Source organism: Vibrio iocasae (genome assembly GCF_042245395.1).
GTDB classification, from domain to species: domain Bacteria; phylum Pseudomonadota; class Gammaproteobacteria; order Enterobacterales; family Vibrionaceae; genus Vibrio; species Vibrio iocasae.
Window position 1 is genome coordinate 3,365,401 of the sequence record NZ_CP145311.1, and the last position, 19,431, is coordinate 3,384,831.

The 19,431-nt window shown below is 44.0% G+C and carries 19 protein-coding genes and 1 pseudogene; 12 read left to right on the forward strand and 8 right to left on the reverse strand.

Going from position 1 to position 19,431, the window contains the following annotated elements; translation table 11 throughout:
• Positions 1-7: 7 nt before the first annotated feature.
• The 4 genes from cysE to SNR28_RS25275 all read right to left on the reverse strand — a co-directional run bounded on the left by cysE (position 8) and on the right by SNR28_RS25275 (position 2,953).
• Positions 8-832 (reverse strand): serine O-acetyltransferase, encoded by an 825-nt coding sequence (cysE, locus tag SNR28_RS25260; protein WP_375751691.1) that lies wholly within the window; start codon positions 830-832, stop codon positions 8-10.
• A gap of 20 nt (positions 833-852) precedes the next feature.
• Positions 853-1,887 carry an NAD(P)H-dependent glycerol-3-phosphate dehydrogenase gene (gene gpsA, locus SNR28_RS25265; protein WP_375751692.1) on the reverse strand — a complete coding sequence of 345 codons (1,035 nt, stop codon included), beginning with the start codon at positions 1,885-1,887 and terminating at the stop codon, positions 853-855.
• A 103-nt stretch (positions 1,888-1,990) separates the two neighbouring features.
• Positions 1,991-2,467, reverse strand: a complete 477-nt coding sequence (secB, locus tag SNR28_RS25270) for a protein-export chaperone SecB (RefSeq protein ID WP_375751694.1) — start codon at positions 2,465-2,467, stop codon at positions 1,991-1,993.
• Between the two features lie 51 nt (positions 2,468-2,518).
• On the reverse strand, positions 2,519-2,953 hold the full coding sequence (locus SNR28_RS25275) for a rhodanese-like domain-containing protein (RefSeq protein ID WP_375751696.1): 435 nt from the start codon (positions 2,951-2,953) through the stop codon (positions 2,519-2,521).
• Positions 2,954-3,334: 381 nt separating this feature from the next.
• Between SNR28_RS25275 and gpmM the strand changes: the two genes are divergently transcribed.
• Together gpmM and SNR28_RS25285 are read left to right on the forward strand one after the other, a co-directional pair.
• Positions 3,335-4,867: a 2,3-bisphosphoglycerate-independent phosphoglycerate mutase gene (gene gpmM / locus SNR28_RS25280; protein ID WP_375751698.1), complete on the forward strand. Its 1,533-nt coding sequence runs from the start codon at positions 3,335-3,337 to the stop codon at positions 4,865-4,867.
• Between the two features lie 125 nt (positions 4,868-4,992).
• The gene (locus SNR28_RS25285; RefSeq protein WP_375751699.1) at positions 4,993-6,147 is read left to right on the forward strand and encodes a murein hydrolase activator EnvC family protein; all 1,155 of its coding nucleotides are present in this window, start codon (positions 4,993-4,995) and stop codon (positions 6,145-6,147) included.
• 115 nt (positions 6,148-6,262) lie between these two features.
• Here SNR28_RS25285 and SNR28_RS25290 read toward each other — a convergent pair whose 3' ends face one another.
• Together SNR28_RS25290 and rpmE are read right to left on the reverse strand one after the other, a co-directional pair.
• Positions 6,263-7,525: a malic enzyme-like NAD(P)-binding protein gene (locus SNR28_RS25290; RefSeq protein WP_375751700.1), complete on the reverse strand. Its 1,263-nt coding sequence runs from the start codon at positions 7,523-7,525 to the stop codon at positions 6,263-6,265.
• Between the two features lie 204 nt (positions 7,526-7,729).
• On the reverse strand, positions 7,730-7,948 hold the full coding sequence (gene rpmE / locus SNR28_RS25295; RefSeq protein ID WP_375751702.1) for a 50S ribosomal protein L31: 219 nt from the start codon (positions 7,946-7,948) through the stop codon (positions 7,730-7,732).
• A gap of 257 nt (positions 7,949-8,205) precedes the next feature.
• On the opposite strand from rpmE, the gene priA reads away from it, so the two are divergent.
• The 7 genes and pseudogenes from priA to rraA all read left to right on the forward strand — a co-directional run bounded on the left by priA (position 8,206) and on the right by rraA (position 15,885).
• Positions 8,206-10,416 carry a primosomal protein N' gene (gene priA / locus SNR28_RS25300; protein ID WP_375751703.1) on the forward strand — a complete coding sequence of 737 codons (2,211 nt, stop codon included), beginning with the start codon at positions 8,206-8,208 and terminating at the stop codon, positions 10,414-10,416.
• A 164-nt stretch (positions 10,417-10,580) separates the two neighbouring features.
• Positions 10,581-11,588: pseudogene (gene cytR / locus SNR28_RS25305) on the forward strand (DNA-binding transcriptional regulator CytR); the annotation flags it as partial.
• A gap of 125 nt (positions 11,589-11,713) precedes the next feature.
• Positions 11,714-12,250: an SPOR domain-containing protein gene (locus SNR28_RS25310; protein WP_375751705.1), complete on the forward strand. Its 537-nt coding sequence runs from the start codon at positions 11,714-11,716 to the stop codon at positions 12,248-12,250.
• A gap of 112 nt (positions 12,251-12,362) precedes the next feature.
• Complete coding sequence (gene hslV, locus SNR28_RS25315; protein ID WP_375751706.1) at positions 12,363-12,896, forward strand: ATP-dependent protease subunit HslV; 534 nt, start codon at positions 12,363-12,365, stop codon at positions 12,894-12,896.
• Positions 12,897-12,914: 18 nt separating this feature from the next.
• Positions 12,915-14,252: an HslU--HslV peptidase ATPase subunit gene (gene hslU / locus SNR28_RS25320; protein WP_375751707.1), complete on the forward strand. Its 1,338-nt coding sequence runs from the start codon at positions 12,915-12,917 to the stop codon at positions 14,250-14,252.
• Positions 14,253-14,364: 112 nt separating this feature from the next.
• On the forward strand, positions 14,365-15,282 hold the full coding sequence (locus SNR28_RS25325) for a 1,4-dihydroxy-2-naphthoate polyprenyltransferase (RefSeq protein WP_375751708.1): 918 nt from the start codon (positions 14,365-14,367) through the stop codon (positions 15,280-15,282).
• Positions 15,283-15,357: 75 nt separating this feature from the next.
• Complete coding sequence (gene rraA, locus SNR28_RS25330) at positions 15,358-15,885, forward strand: ribonuclease E activity regulator RraA (RefSeq protein WP_375751709.1); 528 nt, start codon at positions 15,358-15,360, stop codon at positions 15,883-15,885.
• A 223-nt stretch (positions 15,886-16,108) separates the two neighbouring features.
• Here rraA and zapB read toward each other — a convergent pair whose 3' ends face one another.
• The gene (gene zapB / locus SNR28_RS25335; protein ID WP_375751710.1) at positions 16,109-16,351 is read right to left on the reverse strand and encodes a cell division protein ZapB; all 243 of its coding nucleotides are present in this window, start codon (positions 16,349-16,351) and stop codon (positions 16,109-16,111) included.
• 311 nt (positions 16,352-16,662) lie between these two features.
• On the opposite strand from zapB, the gene glpX reads away from it, so the two are divergent.
• The 3 genes from glpX (at position 16,663) to SNR28_RS25350 (ending at position 18,901) form a co-directional block, all read left to right on the forward strand.
• Positions 16,663-17,670 (forward strand): class II fructose-bisphosphatase, encoded by a 1,008-nt coding sequence (gene glpX, locus SNR28_RS25340; RefSeq protein ID WP_375751712.1) that lies wholly within the window; start codon positions 16,663-16,665, stop codon positions 17,668-17,670.
• Between the two features lie 175 nt (positions 17,671-17,845).
• Positions 17,846-18,466: a helix-turn-helix transcriptional regulator gene (locus tag SNR28_RS25345; RefSeq protein ID WP_375751714.1), complete on the forward strand. Its 621-nt coding sequence runs from the start codon at positions 17,846-17,848 to the stop codon at positions 18,464-18,466.
• 111 nt (positions 18,467-18,577) lie between these two features.
• Positions 18,578-18,901, forward strand: a complete 324-nt coding sequence (locus SNR28_RS25350) for a DUF3135 domain-containing protein (protein WP_375751716.1) — start codon at positions 18,578-18,580, stop codon at positions 18,899-18,901.
• A gap of 18 nt (positions 18,902-18,919) precedes the next feature.
• Here the strand turns inward: SNR28_RS25350 and SNR28_RS25355 are convergent, their stop codons facing one another.
• Entirely contained in the window at positions 18,920-19,270 is a 351-nt protein-coding gene (locus SNR28_RS25355; RefSeq protein WP_375751718.1) for a 5-carboxymethyl-2-hydroxymuconate Delta-isomerase, read from the reverse strand.
• Positions 19,271-19,431: the final 161 nt, after the last annotated feature.

Here is a 19,431-nt window from a genome sequence, read left to right on the forward strand (position 1 = left end):
ATTGGGACTATATACCACCACCGTCCACAAGCTTTTCAGATTTACCATTAAACGCCTGATCCATATCTTCTGAAGGCTTATCCGATTTAGGACGACCTACAACCTTAGCCGGAACACCCGCGACAGTTGTATGCTCTGGCACAGGCTGAAGGACCACAGAACCAGAACCGATCTTAGCACCTACACCCACTTCAATATTACCCAGAATCTTAGAGCCGGCACCAATCATAACACCTTCACGAATCTTCGGATGTCGATCTCCACACTCTTTACCTGTACCACCTAAGGTTACGTTCTGAAGTATAGAAACATCGTTTTCAACAACGGCTGTTTCACCGATAACAATACCAGTCGCGTGGTCAAGCATAATGCCTTTACCAATCCTTGCCGCTGGGTGTGCATCTACCTGACAAGCTACAGAAATCTGATTCTGAAGATAAGTCGCTAATGCAAAACGCCCTTGCTTCCAAAGGTAGTTTGCAACGCGATATCCCTGCAAGGCATGGAAGCCCTTGAGGTAAAGCAGAGGGATAGAATAAAGCTGAACCGCAGGGTCACGGCTTACTGTCGCACAGATATCAAAAGCGGCAGATTCAGTAAGCTCAGGATCTTTATCAAATGCTTCCTCAACGACTTCTCTAACAGCCATAGCTGGCATAGAAGCCGTCTTCAGCTTATTTGCAAGAATGTAACTAAGAGAAGCCCCAAGGCTATCATGATTGATAATGGTGGCATGATAGAAGCTCGCTAACATCGGCTCTTGCTCCGACTGCTCTTTTGCTTCTTTAACAATACTTTGCCATACATTTGCTGGAGTGCATTGACAGCTCATAGGGACAACCTTCTTTTTAATTACGCTTCTGCTTTTTTATCGCGAGCCAGCAAGTCTTGTGCTGCCAGTCGCGCATTCTTATCTTGATACAATACTTGATAGATTTGGTCAACAATTGGCATTTCAACCCCCATGCGGCTTGCCAGTAACCAAACTTCTTTAGTATTCCGATAGCCTTCGACTACCTGACCAATCTCATCTTGTGCTAACTGAACATCTTTTCCTTGTCCAAGCGCTAAACCAAAACGACGGTTACGGGACTGGTTATCCGTACAAGTTAGAACCAGATCGCCTAGTCCGGCCATACCCATAAAGGTTTCCGCTTGTGCACCGAGAGCGACACCCAGGCGAGTCATTTCTGCAAGACCGCGAGTAATAAGCGCGGTACGGGCATTAGCACCAAATCCAATACCATCCGACATACCTGCACCAATAGCGATTACGTTTTTCACCGCGCCACCAAGCTGCATGCCGATAAAATCATTGTTCGCATAAACTCTGAATGTCTTGCTGCAGTGAATTTTCTCCTGCAAGTCCTGAACAAATTCGTCGTCTGGAGAAGCTACAGAAATAGCCGTTGGCATTCCCATTGCTAACTCTTTAGCGAATGTTGGTCCTGACAGGACCGCCAGCGGATAACTATCACCAATAGTATCGTAGGCAACTTCCTGCAACAGTCGACCGGTCTCAGGCTCCAAACCTTTCGTAGCCCAGCAAATTCGTGTGTCATCACGAAGGTGTGGTTTCAGACTATTTAATACAATACCAAATACGTGGCTTGGTACGACAACAAGAATGTCCCTGCAGGCTTTTACTGCTTTCTCTAAATCAGACTCAACAATTAAGGTATCCGGAAAATCTACACCTGGTAGAAATTCTTCGTTGCAACGCGCTGATTCCAGTCGCGCCATATGATCTTCTTCATGACCCCAGATAACCACATTAGTGCCATTACGAGCCAAAGAAATAGCCAGTGATGTTCCGTATGAACCGGCACCAATGACTGTCATTTCAATCTCTTTGCCGTAAACGTCTTTTCCTGTAGTACTTGTCATATTGCATCCTGATTAAGAGAAATAAAAAATGCACATCGCATCAACTATTCTAGATGCTTTGTGCATTTATTGTAGCGTGAGCTACACGCTCAGCTTGTGCTTATTAAGCGTCAGCTTTTGGCTCTTGCTGCTCTTCACTTGCCTGGTTCTGAAGGTAGTTCATGAACAAAGCATCAAAGTTAACTGGAGCAAGGTTTAGCTGAGGGAATGTACCCTTAACAACCAGGCTTGAAATAGTTTCACGAGCGTATGGGAACAGGATGTTAGGGCAGAATGCACCTAGGCAGTGTGCCAGCTGGCCCGCTTCCATTTGCTCTGCAGTGAAGATACCAGCTTGCTGAACTTCACATAGGAACGCTGTTTCTTCTTCGTTCTTAACAGTTACAGTCAGGCGAAGTACAACTTCATATACGTTCTGACCTAGTTCACGGCTCTGAGTATCAAGATCCAGTTTCACATCTGGGTTCCACTCTTTCTGGAACATATCAGGAGAATTTGGCGCTTCGAAAGAAACGTCCTTTAGGTAGATACGCTGAATAGTGAAATTCTGTTGGTTATCTTGAGGTGCTGCTTCAGCCATTTTGTATTCCTTAAAATCTTAATCTTTAGTTATAAACTGTTTTCGTTGTTCTTACTTCTTGCCACGAACTAGAGGCATCTTCGCCTCGTCCCATGCAATAAGGCCGCTTTTCAGAACATTAACGTTTTCAAATTCTGCTTTTGCAAGTAGATTTGCGCTCTCTGGAGCTGTTGTACCCGTCTTACATACCACAATGATTGGGTTTGCTTTATGTTTTTCAAGGGCACCAAATGAACCAGACTTAATGTCTGACGGTAAAACGTGAAGTGCACCCGCAATATGGCCCTGCTTGAACTCATCTTTAGTACGAATATCAACCACAACACCATCTTCTTTGTTGATGAAGTGCGTTAGCTGCGCTGGTGTAATTTCTGTGTAGCCCGCTGTTTTAGCTTTCACAATATTCATGATCAAAGCTGCAGCAATACCAATCCACAGTACTGAGAGAAGCAAATTATTTTGAACAAAATCGATATATTCTTGCATGTCCTGCACTCTTGCTAATAAAACCCTTGTATGGGCAGTCTGTCTAAAATTAAGCAGTGAGTATAGCGAGGAAGGTGAGTCGAAGCGAGAGTCGAAAGCTTTTCTTAACGATAAATGAGGAAATGATCTTTCAAAATTAACATTACCTATCAAAACAATCGTTAAAATAGACTTTATTTGTTGAGAACAATTCGCAACAATACTTCTATACCGAAAATTTAGGGCTACACTTAAGGCACTATGTCAGGGGCAAAATGTAAGAGAGTAACAACTAAGAGCGATCATTATTTGATCTTACCCTACAGTTTTACCCCCAAAGTGTAGTAAAGTTACGCTAATTTTATTTTTGAAGTTTCAATACGATTCGACGAGGTCAAAACTATGTCAGCTAAGAAGCCTATGGCTCTAGTGATTCTTGACGGTTGGGGATACCGTGAAGATAACGCAAACAACGCAGTTGCAAACGCAAATACTCCTGTACTGGACGGCCTGTTTGCTAACCAACCAAACACTCTGATTTCTGGTTCTGGCATGGACGTTGGCCTGCCTGACGGTCAGATGGGTAACTCTGAAGTTGGTCACACTAACATTGGTGCTGGTCGTGTTGTATACCAAGACCTTACTCGTATTACTAAATCAATCGCTGATGGTGAGTTCGAAAACACACCTGCATTTGTTGAAGCTATTGATAAAGCGGTAAACGCTGGTAAAGCAGTACACCTAATGGGCCTAATGTCTCCAGGTGGTGTACACAGCCACGAAGACCACATTTACGCTGCTGTTAAAATGGCTGCTGCACGTGGTGCTGAAAAGATTTACCTACACTGCTTCCTTGACGGACGTGACACTCCGCCACGTAGTGCTGAAGGTTCACTTAAGCGTTTTGATGAGCTATTCGCTGAGCTTGGTAAAGGCCGTGTTGCTTCTCTTGTTGGTCGTTACTACGCGATGGACCGTGATAACAACTGGGATCGCGTTCAAAAAGCATACGAGCTTCTAACTGAAGAAAAAGCAGACTTCACTTTTGATTCTGCGGTTGCTGGTCTTGAAGCAGCATACGCTCGTGACGAAAACGATGAGTTCGTTAAACCAACGGCTATCAAAACTGAAGGTCAGGAATCTGCTGCTATCGAAGATGGCGACGCAGTTATCTTCATGAACTACCGTGCTGACCGTGCTCGTCAGATCACTCGCACATTCGTTCCAGCATTTGAAGGCTTCGAGCGCGCTAAGTTCCCTGCAGTTGAGTTCGTAATGCTGACTCAGTACGCTGCCGATATCCCATTAGCTATTGCTTTCCCACCAGCGTCTCTTGAGAACACATACGGTGAGTGGCTATCTAAGCAAGGCAAGACTCAGCTACGTATCTCTGAAACAGAGAAATACGCACACGTTACTTTCTTCTTCAACGGTGGTATCGAAGCTGAATTTGATGGCGAAGATCGTAGCCTTGTAGCATCTCCTAAAGTTGCTACATACGACCTACAGCCAGAGATGAGCTCTGAAGAACTTACTGAGAAGATGGTTGCTGCTATTAAGTCTGGCAAGTACGACGCTATCATCTGTAACTACCCTAACCCAGATATGGTTGGTCACACTGGCGTATACGAAGCAGCTGTTCAAGCTATCGAAGCTGTAGATGCGTGTGTTGGTAAAGTTGTAGACGCAATCAACGAAGTTGATGGTCAGCTACTTATTACTGCCGATCACGGTAACGCAGAAATGATGGTAGATCCTGAAACAGGCGGTACTCACACTGCACATACCAACCTACCTGTTCCATTAATCTACGTTGGTGGTAAAGAAGTTGAGTTTGTAGAAGGTGGTAAACTATCTGACCTTGCTCCAACTATGCTTCAGCTAACAGATATGGAAGTTCCTGCAGAAATGACTGGTGCGTCTCTACTAAAATAAGTTTCTGATATAGATACTTAACTCATATTTGAAGACGTCAGCGTTTTATAGCGCTGACGTTTTTTTATTGCTGAATTTAAGTATACTGAGCTCAATACGCATTCAGCACCTGAGATATTCAACGGATGAAGCTTTTCACACCTAAGCAATCAAGACAGTTTTTTAACAGAGTACAAAAGCTCTCCGTTACTTGTTTAGCTGCATTGATACCCCTAACTTTTTCCTCATCTATTATTGCAAGCCAGGAAGAACTGAGTGGTGTAAAAAGTGAAATATCTCGTCAAAAAAGTTCTCTTTCCTCTCAACAAAAAGAGCTTAATAACTTACAAAAATCGCTGAAAAAGCATGAACTTTCCATCTCCTCTCTGGCGCAAGAAATAAGAAAGACCGAATCAAAATTAAAAACTGCCAATAAGAATATTGCCGTTTTTAACAAGCAAAAATCCGAACTTGAATCGAAGAAAAAAGCTCAGACAGAAACATTAAAGGAGCTTATTCGAACCTACTACGTAACCAAAAACAATAATGATGCAAAGGCGTTACTCGATTCCTCAAACAGTGAACAAGACGCTCGTATCGCTCACTATTTTCAGCACCTTGCTAAAGCCAGAACAAAAGCTATCGAAGAACTGGATGCCACTCAAAAGCAATTGGTAACCAAAAATCAGCAACTCATCAATGAACAAAGACAAATTGAGTCTTTGCTGGCACAACAGAAAAAGAAACAGACTGAACTGACGAGCTCCCAGAAAAAGCGAAAAGGAACCGTCGGGAAAATTCAACGCAATATATCCAGCAATAAGAACTACCTTGCTGAACTACAACGCAACGAGACTCGCCTGAAGTCTGAAATTGCTAAGGCTGCGAAACGTAATACCGTGCCTATGGATGGCCTTGCAAGACAGAAAGGTAAGCTTCCATGGCCATTGCAAGGTCGAGTACTGCACAACTATGGTACGCGGCAAAGTGGTCAGGTGAACTGGAAAGGTATGGTTATCGACGCCAACTATGAACAGCCGGTAAAAGCGGTCTACTCAGGTACCGTCGTGTTTGCTGACTATCTTCGTGGTTATGGATTAGTTGTACTGTTGGATCATGGCAAAGGTGACATGACCTTATATGGTTTTAATCAGACACTGATGAAGATTGAAGGTGACAAAGTTAAAGCAGGCGAAACCATTGCACTAGCTGGAGATACAGGTGGTCAGCCACAGGCTTCACTCTATTTTGAGGTCCGCCGAAATAGTAAAACGCAGAATCCGAAGCGGTGGTTGAAGTAGTACCCAGCGGAATAGAGTTCATTCGGTAAATAGCCTTACACTAGGTCAGTTTAAGCCCGGTATGTGTTCCCACGCAGAGCATGGGAACAAGACATAAATCGACAGTACAATACTGTTACTTTTCCATATACCCTTTAGGCATATCAATGCGTGCTACACCAGAGTCAACTGCCGCCTGAGCAACAGCCTTAGCAACACGTGGAAGCAGACGCGGATCCATTGGCTTAGGAATGATGTATTCATTACCAAATTCAAGCTCAGTAACACCAGCGGCTTTCTTCACGTCTTCCGGTACAGGCTCTTTAGCCAGCTGACGAATAGCTTCAACCGCTGCCAGCTTCATCTCGATATTGATTTCACTTGCACGGACATCAAGCGCACCACGGAAAATGAATGGGAAACAGATAACATTGTTTACCTGGTTAGGATAGTCTGAACGGCCAGTACCCATAATCAGGTCATTTCGAACCTGATGTGCCAGCTCTGGTTTGATTTCTGGGTCAGGGTTAGAGCATGCAAATACCACAGGCTTATCAGCCATTAACTCCAGAGCTTCTGGTGGCAGCAAATTAGGGCCAGATACCCCCAAGAAAAGATCTGCACCATTGATAACATCTTCCAGAGTTCTTTTATCTGTGTTGTTCGCAAAGTGCTTTTTGTGCTCAGTAAGATCTTCACGACGAGTATGAATAACGCCTTTACGATCAAGCATGTAGATCTTTTCACGCTGCGCACCACACTTAATCAATAGTTCCATACAAGCAACAGCTGCTGCACCAGCACCAAGACACACGATAGTTGATTCAGAAAGTTCTTTACCCTGAAGTTCAATCGCATTCAGCATACCTGCAGCGGTAACAATCGCAGTACCATGCTGATCATCATGAAAAACTGGAATGTCACAACGCTCAATCAGTCGCTGCTCGATCTCAAAACATTCAGGTGCCTTAATATCTTCTAGGTTGATACCACCAAAAGTATCCGCGATGTTTGCAACCGTATCGACAAACTCATCGATAGTACGGTGCTTAACTTCGATATCGATAGAGTCCAAACCTGCAAAACGCTTAAACAGAAGCGCCTTACCTTCCATCACTGGCTTAGATGCCATTGGGCCAAGGTTACCCAGACCAAGAATCGCTGTACCATTAGAGATAACTGCAACCATGTTGCCTTTACCTGTGTACTTATAAACATTCTCGACGTTTTGAGCGATCTCACGCACCGGCTCTGCAACACCCGGGCTGTATGCCAGTGCGAGATCTTCTGCTGAATCCGCTGGCTTGGTCAGCTCAACAGAGATTTTTCCTGCTGTTGGGTATGCGTGATAATGAAGTGCTTGTTGGCGAAATTGTTCTTGGCGATTGTCATCAGACATATTGGTGTTACCTTGAAGTGGTTATGGGGGAATGAACGGTCGCTAATTTTACTGAATAGCATCCTGACTGCAAAGACGAAGAGCTATTAAAATCATTTAATTTATATACTGAAAATGCATTAGGTAGATGCTTATGCTCAGTATATAAATGCAAAAAAGGACGCGATTGCGTCCTTTTTAGAATTCGGTATTACTAAGCAGTAATTACTTCTTGCTTGAAAGAGCACCGAAACGCTTGTTGAAGCGATCAACACGGCCGCCAGTATCAACGATACGCTGCTTACCAGTGTAGAATGGGTGGCACTTATCACACACGTCTAGGTGGATAGAGTCTTTAGCAAGAGTTGAGTTGAACTCAAAAGTGTTGCCGCAAGAGCAAGTTGCTGTTACAGCTTTGTATTCAGGGTGGATACCTGCTTTCATGGGAAAACCTCATATATAGGCCGTGTCGCTATCCGATTCTAAGCCGGACACCACACGTATTTAAAATTAAGTAGTGCAACCTTGGGCTACACCGTCAAGGCGCAGTATAGTAAAGAATAGTGCTGTTGGGATCAACCAATTTGATAGTTTTTTCACCATTTTTTTCTCGATTACAGTTTTACTGGCAAGTAGGTGTGCATATTCAGGTTCAGGGTATAAACTACCACTCTGTTTAATCTTCGTTTTTGTAATTATTGATGCGCCCGACCATAGCCCAAGTAGCCCTGCCCGTACCACTGGATAAAAGGTTTGATTATACAATCCAACCTCATCAGTTCCCAGTTATTGGTGGCAGAGTGAAAGTCCCTTTTGGACCCGCAAACCGATACCAGATTGGTATTGTAACGGCTATGGTCCATCAGTCTGAATTCTCGGAAAGTCAGTTAAAGCCCATAACAGAAGTTCTGGATGCTGAACCGGTCTGGCCTCAAAAGCTTTATGACTTACTCAACTGGGCCAGCCAGTACTATCAGTATCCGCTTGGAGATACACTTTCCAATGCCTTACCATCCGCATTAAGAAAAGGAAAAGCTGCAGAGCTGGCATCAACGATTGAATGGCAATTAACTGAAGCAGGCAAGAATAAGTTGATGGCCGGAATTAGCAGTAATGCTGTAAAACAGGCCCAGGCAATGCAGTTGCTTCAGTCTGGCCCCATGACTCAGCAACAAATGAAAGACGAAGGTGTTTCTTCTACTTTTCTTAAGTCTCTGGCTGAAAAAGACTGGGTTGTCTCCTTAGAAAGAAAACTGGTTGCTGAGCGCTGGCCTGAAGAGATAGAAACAGATCAGAATAAACCTAAGCTCAACTCAGAGCAGGCGATAGCCATAGCAACAGTAAACAGCAATTCTGAGTTTGGCTGCTACCTGTTAGAAGGTGTAACTGGTTCAGGAAAGACCGAAGTTTACCTTAACCTGATTAAGCCAGTTTTAGAAAAAGGCAGGCAGGCTCTGGTTCTTGTACCAGAAATAGGGCTAACTCCCCAAACCATTAACCGCTTTAAGAAACGCTTTAATGTCCCAGTTACCGTTATTCATTCAGGCTTAAATGACACCGAACGTCTGAATGCCTGGTTATCTGCTCGGGATAAACATGCGGGTGTTGTTATTGGTACCCGCTCTGCACTATTCACTCCGTTTACCAATCTGGGCATTATCCTGGTAGATGAAGAGCACGATGCCTCCTACAAACAGCAAGATAGCCTTCGATACCATGCTCGCGATGTGGCTATCATGCGAGCACACAAAGAAAACATCCCCATAGTACTTGGCTCAGCAACACCATCTCTGGAAACCTTATATAACGCTCTATCGGGGAAATATCACCATCTTATCCTTTCTCAACGAGCAGGCTCCGCAGTGCCTGCTACAAATAAAGTTCTGGATGTAAAAGGGCTCTATCTGGAAAGCGGGCTTTCTTCTCCTTTAATCGCGGAAATGCGTCGACACTTGGATGAAGGCAATCAGGTATTGTTATTCCTGAACCGAAGGGGGTTCTCCCCTGCTCTTATGTGTCATGAGTGTGGTTGGATAGCAGAGTGTCAGCGATGCGATGCTTACTATACCTATCACCAGAACAGCAACGAGATTCGATGTCACCATTGTGGCTCGCAAAAGCCAGTTATACATAACTGCCACGAGTGTGGTTCTCATCAGTTGGTTACTGTTGGCGTAGGTACAGAGCAGCTCGAAATGCAGCTTTCTATACTTTTCCCTGAATACAAAACTCTTCGTATCGACAGAGACAGTACACGCAGAAAAGGCAGCCTTGAAAGCGCGTTGGAATCGATAAGAAGGAACGAATATCAGATTCTGATAGGGACTCAGATGCTTGCAAAAGGCCACCATTTTCCAAATGTGACCCTTGTAAGCCTGCTGGACATAGACGGTTCTTTGTATAGCAGTGACTTCAGAGCATCAGAGCGTCTGGCTCAACTGTTTGTGCAAGTTGCAGGACGCGCAGGACGTGCGAGCAAGCCCGGTGAAGTTATCCTTCAGACTCACCATCCAGAGCATCCGTTATTACAAGCGTTATTAAATAAAGACTACGGACACTTTGCTCAGACAGCCCTTCAGGAGAGAAGGCAAGCAACGCTACCTCCATTTAGCTTCCTTACACTTTTCAGAGCGGAAGCAAACAAGGGCGAGTTTGTCGAAGATTTTCTGAGGCAAGTTAAGTTTACGCTGGAGTCTCACCCGCTATTTGATGACTTGTGCATGATATTAGGACCAACACCCGCACCTCTTGCTAAAAAAGCAGGGAAATCCCGCTGGCAATTGATTCTGCAAGCACCGAACCGAACTACAATGCAAAAGCTGCTATATTCAGCCAAGCCTGTGATATCACTGCTACCTTCAGCAAAAAAAGTGCGTTGGTCGATGGATATAGAGCCGCAAGATCTCAGCTAACTTGCTCTAATTACATTCATGTGACGAATATCACGAACGCTATGCAAAATTTGTTAATCTTGCCGTAAACAGCGCAATCGCAAAAGCATACACTAAGAAAAAACATATGTGTGTATGTTCAGGTGTACAAAACCTGAACAACGTCTGAAGGAAAGAGGTTATTTTATATGGCGACAATGAAGGATGTTGCCCAGTTGGCTGGGGTATCTACTGCTACTGTATCCAGAGCATTAATGAACCCTGAAAAAGTCTCCGCATCAACGCGAAAAAAAGTAGAAGATGCTGTACTTGAAGCTGGGTATGCGCCTAACTCTCTGGCAAGAAACTTACGCAGAAACGAATCAAAAACCATTGTCACCATCGTACCTGATATTTGTGACCCCTACTTCACCGAGATAATCCGTGGCATAGAAGATGCTGCTATGGAGAATGGTTATTTGGTTCTGTTAGGTGATAGTGGGCAACAACAAAAGCGCGAAAGCTCGTTTGTAAACCTGGTATTCACCAAACAGGCCGACGGAATGCTGCTTCTTGGTACAGATCTTCCTTTTGATGTAAGTAAGCCAGAGCAAAAAAACCTTCCACCTTTGGTTATGGCGTGTGAATACGCACCGGAACTTGAACTTCCAACGGTTCATATTGATAACCTTACATCTGCATTTGAAGCGGTAAATTACCTGACTCAAATGGGGCACAAAAAAGTGGCTCAAATCTCTGGGCCAGACAATGCACCTCTCTGTGAATTCCGCCATCAAGGGTATCAACAGGCTCTGCGTCGTGCAGGTATCACTATGAACACGACTTACTGTGCGACAGCCGACTTCACATTTGCCGGAGGTGCAAAAGCACTACGCAAATTGCTCTCACTCCCAGAGCCCCCAACCGCGATTTTCTGTCACAACGACACCATGGCAATTGGTGCGATTCAGGAAGCGAAAAAGCTTGGGCTAAGAGTTCCGCAAGATCTCTCCATCGTTGGCTTTGATGACATTCAGTTTGCTCAGTATTGCGATCCACCTTTGACCACTATTTCTCAGCCTCGCTATGAAATAGGCAGACAAGCCATGTTGATGATGCTTGAGCTTCTTAAGGGACGAGATGTTCGTGCTGGTTCGAGATTATTAGAGACAAAACTGGTGGTCCGCAACAGTGCTGCGCCACCTAGAATATAGACAATAGCTCTATTCTTAAACGGTGCTGGTTCAGCACCGTTTCTTTTTGAAAGAGATAATTGTCAATGAGCCTTAAACTGGATTAACATGTATCCCGCTTAATAACTGCTTCGAAGTATAAAACAGTGGCAAACAGAGACTACGTAAGACGAGGGCAAGGCAAACGAAAGAGCCCTGCACGAAAGAAATCACCTAAACGCTTCCCGTTCAAGGCTGCAATTGTTGCCCTGTTGCTGGTTAGCGGATTTGGTTATGGACTTTATATTCTTAGCAATGATCCTGAGCCACCGAAACCAGCCCCAGTTGTCACCAAACCAAAGCCTAAAAAAGCAAAACCATTGCCACCTCCGCCGAAAGAAGAGTGGGAATACGTAAATACACTGCCTCAAAAAGAAGTTCAGGTTGAAGACAATGAACTCGTTGTCTCCGATATCCCTTACATCATGCAGTGTGGTGCGTTTAAAACGATGGAGCAAGCTCAAACCCGTAAGGTAAATATCGCCTTTCAGGGTATCAACAGCAAAATCCGCAAAAAAGAAGGCAGCAGCTGGTACAGAATTGTTCTAGGCCCGTATAAGTTTAAACGTGACGCAGAGAAGGACAAACATAAGCTCCAGCGAGCAAAAATAGAACCTTGCGCTATCTGGAAAGAAGCACAGTAACCTTTCAGAATTTAAGAGTGAGATAGCTCCTATCTCACTCTCTTTCCCTTGATTTTCTTTTTTATAGCCTCATATAACTTTTATCACATTACGAATAAAAGAGGTCTATCTCGTGACTACCATTGTATCTGTACGCCGTGGCAACAAAGTTGTTATAGCCGGTGATGGCCAAGTATCCCTGGGTAATACCGTAATGAAGGGAAACGCAAAGAAAGTGCGTCGCCTGTATAACAACAAAGTACTTGCTGGGTTTGCTGGTGGTACGGCAGACGCCTTTACTCTGTTTGAACGCTTCGAATCCAAATTACAAATGCATCAGGGACACCTGACTAAAGCAGCTGTAGAGCTGGCAAAAGACTGGAGAAGCGACAGAGCATTAAGAAAACTTGAGGCTTTACTTGCGGTTGCTGATGAAACAGCATCACTCATCATTACCGGTAACGGTGACGTAGTTCAGCCAGAAAATGATCTGATTGCTATCGGCTCAGGTGGTAACTTTGCCCAGGCAGCAGCAACGGCTCTGCTAGAAAATACTGAGCTGGATGCACGTGAAATTGCAGAGAAGTCGCTCAAAATAGCGGGTGATATTTGCGTATTTACCAACCATCACCACACTGTAGAAGAACTTGAAACTGCGGCTGAATAAAGAATTGAGGTAACACATATGTCTGAAATGACACCTCGTGAGATTGTTCACGAACTGAATCGCCACATTATCGGCCAGGACAAAGCAAAGCGTTCTGTTGCTATTGCCCTACGTAATCGCTGGCGCCGAATGCAGCTTGAAGAAAGCTTACGTGTTGAAGTATCGCCAAAAAACATTCTGATGATTGGTCCAACGGGTGTTGGTAAAACTGAGATTGCCCGTCGCCTTGCAAAACTTGCAAATGCGCCATTTATCAAGGTTGAAGCAACCAAGTTCACGGAAGTTGGTTATGTGGGTAAAGAGGTAGAAACCATTATTCGCGACCTAACCGATGTTGCGATTAAGATGACCAGCCAACAAGCGATGGAAAAAGTAAAGTTCCGCGCTGAAGAGCAGGCAGAAGAGCGCATTCTGGATGCTCTACTTCCACCAGCACGAGATGCATGGGGACAACAAGAGCAAGAATCCAGAGACGACAGCTCAAACACTCGTCAGATTTTCCGTAAAAAACTGCGTGAAGGTAAGCTAGACGACAAAGAGATTGAAATTGATGTTGCTGCACCACAAATGGGTGTAGAAATCATGGCTCCTCCTGGTATGGAAGAGATGACAAATCAGCTTCAGGGCATGTTCCAAAACCTGGCTGGCAACACCAAGAAAAACCGCAAGCTGAAAATCAAAGATGCTTTCAAAGCGCTAACTGAAGAAGAAGCTGCAAAACTGGTTAATCAGGAAGAGCTGAAAGAGAACGCTATCGACAACGTTGAAAACAACGGTATCGTCTTCATCGATGAAATCGATAAGATCTGTAAGCGTGGTGAAAGCTCTGGTCCGGATGTTTCTCGTGAAGGTGTTCAGCGAGACCTGCTTCCTCTGATTGAAGGCAGTACAGTTTCGACCAAGCACGGTATGGTAAAAACAGACCATATCCTTTTCATCACTTCAGGTGCATTCCAGGTAGCAAAACCTTCTGATCTGATACCTGAGCTTCAGGGTCGTTTGCCTATCCGTGTAGAGCTTGAAGCGCTGTCCAGTGATGACTTTAAACGTATCCTTACTGAACCTCGTGCTGCTCTGACAGAGCAATACATCGCTCTAATGAAAACAGAAGAAGTGAACATCGAGTTCACAGAAGATGGCATAAACCAAATAGCTGAAGCAGCATGGCGTGTAAACGAAACAACCGAGAACATCGGTGCTCGTCGTCTGCACACAGTAATGGAAAGATTGATGGACGAAATCTCCTTTGAAGCTACTGATAAACCGGGAAGCACGCTAACTATCAATTCTGATTATGTTACTGCTCATCTTGGTGAATTAGTGGAAGATGAAGACCTAAGCAGATTTATCCTTTAAGCGTAAAATAGTATCAGCTTCAACAAAAAGCCCGCCTACCTCTTTAGGTGGGCTTTTTATTCCGCAAACAGTTGATATACTGCCCACATTGGGTAGTTAATAGATAATCTTAATGAATAAATCGCTTTCAATCTGGCTGGACGCAGCCCGACCAAAGACACTTCCACTTGCATTAGTGTCTATCCTTACCGGCAGCAGCCTCGCTCATTCGGATGGTCGATTTTCATTTCCTATCATGTTGCTCGCACTACTAACTGCAACTCTTCTACAAATTTTGTCGAATCTGGCGAATGATTACGGTGATGCTCAAAAAGGAACAGACAACGAAAATCGTCTTGGCCCTACGAGAGCATTGCAGTCCGGCGCAGTGACTCAGGAAGAAATGAAAAAAGCGATTGTGCTGAACATCGTATTTACAATTGCCGCTGGTATTGCCCTGATTTTCTACTCTTTGGATAGCCTTACCAATATCCTCGCCTTTCTAGGGTTGGGGCTGCTCGCGATTATCAGCGCCATTGCTTATACCATGGGTGACAAACCTTATGGTTACGTCGGGCTTGGTGATCTTTCTGTGTTCATCTTCTTTGGTCTTCTGGGTGTTGGTGGTACTTACTTCCTGCATACAGGTTCTGTTGACTGGACCATTGCAGCACCTGCATTAGGTTGTGGCCTTCTTGCTGTCGCGGTGCTCAACGTGAATAACATGCGTGATATAGACAACGACCGGGAGTGTGGCAAACGCACTGTAGCAGTAAGGCTTGGCGAGCAATGTGCTAAAGTTTATCACCTTGTTCTGATCTGGGTTGCCTTCGCAGCTTTTGCTGGTTACCTGACGTTGAACTCTTCACAGCTCTGGTTCGTCGTTCCATTTTTGCTATCGGCTGCCGTTATTGGCAAACATGGTAAAGCAGTACTTTCTTCTGAATCTCCGGTTCAAATCGCGCCTATGTTGCCAGTTATCGTAAAATGCGCGGTTATTACTAACATTTTGTTTTCACTAATGGTTGTAGCTCAAACTCTGGCGAGATAATTGAGCCTTGTCATTGCATTGGCTTAATGTCTGGATATACTCAGATTTAGTGTCCACCAATAGAAGACGTCTCGTATGGAATACAATACTTCTGCACTATGTGATATTTACTTAGAACAAGTTGATGTCGTAGAGCCAATGTTCAGTAACTTTGGCGGCAGCGCATCCTTTGCAGGTCAAATAACCACGGTCAAATGTTTTGAGGATAATGGTCTTATCCGTTCCATTCTTGAAGAAGACGGCAATGGTCGCGTCCTTCTGATTGATGGTGGCGGCTCACTAAGACGCGCACTGATTGATGCTGAAATCGCAGCACTAGCAGAAGAGAATGAGTGGGAAGGCATTGTTGTTTACGGATGCATCCGCGAAGTAGACGATCTGGAAGATATGAATGTCGGCATCCAAGCCCTGGCTTCTATCCCCGTTGGCGCAACAGCTCAGGATATTGGCGAAGTAGATGTCCCTGTAAACTTTGGCGGCGTTACTTTCTTACCAGAAGATTACCTCTACGCCGACAACACCGGCATCATCATCTCTCAGGAGCCTCTCGATGCCAAACTCGACATCGAAGAAACCGATGACGACTACGAGGAAGATGAGTAACTTCCAAGCTGAGATATGCATTCCCACGCTGGAGCGTGGGAACGAGGAAACCCTCATTAAAAAAGCAGCTCAATGAGCTGCTTTTTTTTACTTTCTAGCAATAGTAATAATTAGGTTTATATCTAAGTGAATGCTGCTAAATCAAGAAGGAGACGCGGAGCTTACGAATGTAAGTGAGCATCGACGCCGCAGAGTTAGCTGCAATCACGACGATAGAAACTAATTATTCCACGTTATCCATTTTGCCGAGCAATGTCCTGATGCGCTCTTGCCACGCATCATGCTCTTCACGCATTTGCTGGTTCTGTCTTTCCATCTCTTCACGGCCTTCTCTTAGAGAGTTAGCTTCTGCTTCTAGCTGGCCATTCTTGTCTTTCAGCTCATCCAATTCCATTTGAAGAAGTGTAATTGTATCGACTGCGGTTTGTACTTTTGCTTCTAACTGTTCTAGCACTTCTAACGACATATTTATCTACCTTATATGTAACTATTGTGATGAGTCACTCTCACCCTGAATGCCTTTATTCTACTCAGCCGTGAGCAGATCGCACTCCTTATATTGTAGAAATATTGTCAGATGCTCAACTTTAAAGCATATTTTGACTTGTTGCTGACTTTACCCGCATTTTAGATACATGTTTACCTTCTTCACAGATTATCCTTCTTTAACAGACACCGCTCCCTGAAAAAAAATGCGCAAAGAGCAAACGTTTTCGGTCACGTTATGATAGAATCCCGCCGAAATTTTATCCCTCTTACTTTTCAACTGGAGTAAACATGAAACGCGATTTAGCGATGGCTTTTTCTCGTGTAACTGAAGGTGCTGCACTGGCTGGTTACAAATGGCTTGGACGTGGTGACAAGAATGCAGCTGATGGTGCTGCAGTAGAAGTAATGCGTAGCTTGCTTAATAAAACAGACATCAGTGGCGAAATCGTAATTGGTGAGGGTGAAATCGATGATGCGCCAATGCTATACATCGGTGAAAGTGTAGGTGTGGGTGGTGATGCTGTTGATATCGCTGTAGACCCAATTGAAGGCACACGTATGACCGCGATGGGACAAGCTAATGCACTGGCTGTTCTTGCCGCTGGCGAAAAAGGCAGCTTCCTGAAAGCACCTGATATGTACATGGAAAAGCTGGTTGTAGGTCCTGGAGCAAAGGGCTGTATAGACCTAAGACTTCCTCTGGAAGAAAACCTGAAAAATATTGCAAAAGCACTGGGTAAAACGCTTGATACTTTGGTTGTGATTACTCTTGCTAAACCTCGTCACGACGAAGTTATTGCTCAGATGCAATCAATGGGTGTTCGTGTGTTTGCTGTGCCAGATGGTGATGTAGCTGCTTCTATCCTGACCTGTATGCCTGACAGTGAAGTTGATGTCATGTACTGTATCGGTGGCGCACCTGAAGGTGTTGTTTCTGCTGCTGTTATCCGTGCTCTGGATGGTGATATGCATGGCCGCCTGATTCCACGTCACGAAGTAAAAGGTGACAACGAAGAGAACCGTAAACACGGTGAGCTTGAGCTCGAACGCTGTAAAGAGATGGGTGTTGAAGCGAATGTTGTGCTTGAAATGTCTGATATGGCTAAGAGCGATAATGTCGTGTTCTCTGCAACCGGTATTACTAAAGGTGACCTACTAGAAGGCATTACTCGAAATGGTAACATTGCAACAACGGAAACACTTCTTATCCGTGGCCGTTGCCGTACGATTCGTCGCATTAAATCTATTCACTACCTTGAGCGCAAAGATGAGGAAGTGAGAGATATTATTCTCTAAGTACCGACTCTAATCATTCGATAGCGCGGCTTTTGCTGCGCTTTTTTATTTTTAAAGCATTAGATTAGTTTTACGTATAATTAACAATAATTTAGTAAACAATTTACTTTATTAAACATATCATCCATAATGATTCGGACTCTAGCTAAAACTCATCAGCAACTCAGGTAATCTAGTGAAAACCATCGATATCATTCTGGAAAAAATTAAAAGAGAAGGTGCGATCACCGCTAAGAAGCTGTCAGAAGATCTTGAGATGACTTCGATGGGAGCAAGGCAACACCTACAAGCTCTTGAAGATACTGAACTGGTAAAACACTTTGATGTAAAAGTTAAAGTTGGCAGACCTACCCGCCACTGGTCACTGACAGAAAAAGGGCACGCTCAATTTTCTGATAAACATGATGACCTCACCGTTCAGGTTATTGAAGCTGTCGAAAGTCTGTTTGGAAAAGAAGGCGTAGAAAAAGTTGCCGCAGAAAGAGAAGCAAAAACATTTCAAAGATACGCTTTAGCGATAACACCAGAACTTTCCCTGAGAGAAAAGCTCGCTCAATTAGTTTCTCTTCGCGAGCTAGACGGCTATATGGCAGAGTTAGCAGAGACAGAAGAAGGCTTCGTATTTACAGAAAACCATTGTCCGATCTGCAAAGCTGCAAAGCACTGCCCTACTCTTTGTCAGTCAGAATTAAATGTGTTTGAAAAACTCCTCGGTTCCGAAGTAGAAATTGAGCGTACCGAGCATATTATTAATAATGAGCGAAGATGTTCATATCTAATTAAAACAAACAGTTAAAAACAAGCCAGAACTCACCACACCAGCCCTTTCTCAAAACTGAGACTCTCTTTCCCAATTCTCTACTACACTTTTAATAAATCCCACGCATAAGGGAAGAGAGGAGAAGTTATGGAGTATGCAGAAATTGAGCAAACACTACCTCCATTTGACGAGCTTGTAGAGCTTGCCGAAAACAACCCTAAAGCATTCGAGCTTTTTAAACAGGAAATGTGCGAACAGGCAATAACTTTTGCATCTGAAGAGATGCAGCCTCGATTGAGAGCCCAACAAAGCCACATAGACCGAGTTATAAAGCGTTGCAAAAACCCACATCACGCAAATGTTGTTCTTATGCAAGAATTAAGTAGCCAGATGGGAAGATTTAAAGGGGTACTGGAAGGGGATATCGAGTTGAATGAAAGTGCTGAGATCATTCCATTCAACCGACCATAAAAGATGTATGAGCTGCCCTTAGTTATTCAGAACCTTAACAAAGGTCTCTTTGTCCATATCACGAATATTCAGGCTTAAGCTGTACACCGCAGAAGTCTGGCTTTTAAGAACTGCCATCAAATCATCTGCAAGTTTCTTTTTCTGCTCTACAGTACGTCCTGATAGCAGTTCAAAGGAGATATGAATAAAGTCTTCACTGTCTCCTTTGTTCCCTATTAACCAATGGTGACAACGAAGAGCTCGGGTTTTCACATCATCAGCTGCAAACAAACCACTATCTATCGTTACCTGATGCAAATCTTCCAACAATCCTTGCACATTCACTCGTTCATCAACTGAGTTTGTGTATTCCATTACTAAATTCGGCATTCGACTCTCGTATTCTCATCTATGATTATTTTCTTTAAACATACAGTAACATTCGCAGAATCTGATAAATTAGCTATGATTTTGCATACTGAGTCACTATAGGATCAATTTATCTTTTACCACCTCATTTGTCAGTGACTAGAAAAGATCCGCGAAAGTAA

Excerpts from the sequence above, each read along its gene's own strand:
- gpsA (WP_375751692.1), bottom strand. The coding sequence starts at position 1,887 with ATGACAAGTACTACAGGAAAAGACGTTTACGGCAAAGAGATTGAAATG.
- cysE (WP_375751691.1), bottom strand. The coding sequence starts at position 832 with ATGAGCTGTCAATGCACTCCAGCAAATGTATGGCAAAGTATTGTTAAA.
- secB (WP_375751694.1), bottom strand. The coding sequence starts at position 2,467 with ATGGCTGAAGCAGCACCTCAAGATAACCAACAGAATTTCACTATTCAG.
- hslU (WP_375751707.1), top strand. The coding sequence starts at position 12,915 with ATGTCTGAAATGACACCTCGTGAGATTGTTCACGAACTGAATCGCCAC.
- SNR28_RS25285 (WP_375751699.1), top strand. The coding sequence starts at position 4,993 with ATGAAGCTTTTCACACCTAAGCAATCAAGACAGTTTTTTAACAGAGTA.
- SNR28_RS25350 (WP_375751716.1), top strand. The coding sequence starts at position 18,578 with ATGGAGTATGCAGAAATTGAGCAAACACTACCTCCATTTGACGAGCTT.
- rpmE (WP_375751702.1), bottom strand. The coding sequence starts at position 7,948 with ATGAAAGCAGGTATCCACCCTGAATACAAAGCTGTAACAGCAACTTGC.
- priA (WP_375751703.1), top strand. The coding sequence starts at position 8,206 with ATGCGCCCGACCATAGCCCAAGTAGCCCTGCCCGTACCACTGGATAAA.
- SNR28_RS25355 (WP_375751718.1), bottom strand. The coding sequence starts at position 19,270 with ATGCCGAATTTAGTAATGGAATACACAAACTCAGTTGATGAACGAGTG.
- glpX (WP_375751712.1), top strand. The coding sequence starts at position 16,663 with ATGAAACGCGATTTAGCGATGGCTTTTTCTCGTGTAACTGAAGGTGCT.
- SNR28_RS25290 (WP_375751700.1), bottom strand. The coding sequence starts at position 7,525 with ATGTCTGATGACAATCGCCAAGAACAATTTCGCCAACAAGCACTTCAT.
- SNR28_RS25275 (WP_375751696.1), bottom strand. The coding sequence starts at position 2,953 with ATGCAAGAATATATCGATTTTGTTCAAAATAATTTGCTTCTCTCAGTA.
- zapB (WP_375751710.1), bottom strand. The coding sequence starts at position 16,351 with ATGTCGTTAGAAGTGCTAGAACAGTTAGAAGCAAAAGTACAAACCGCA.
- SNR28_RS25325 (WP_375751708.1), top strand. The coding sequence starts at position 14,365 with ATGAATAAATCGCTTTCAATCTGGCTGGACGCAGCCCGACCAAAGACA.
- rraA (WP_375751709.1), top strand. The coding sequence starts at position 15,358 with ATGGAATACAATACTTCTGCACTATGTGATATTTACTTAGAACAAGTT.
- gpmM (WP_375751698.1), top strand. The coding sequence starts at position 3,335 with ATGTCAGCTAAGAAGCCTATGGCTCTAGTGATTCTTGACGGTTGGGGA.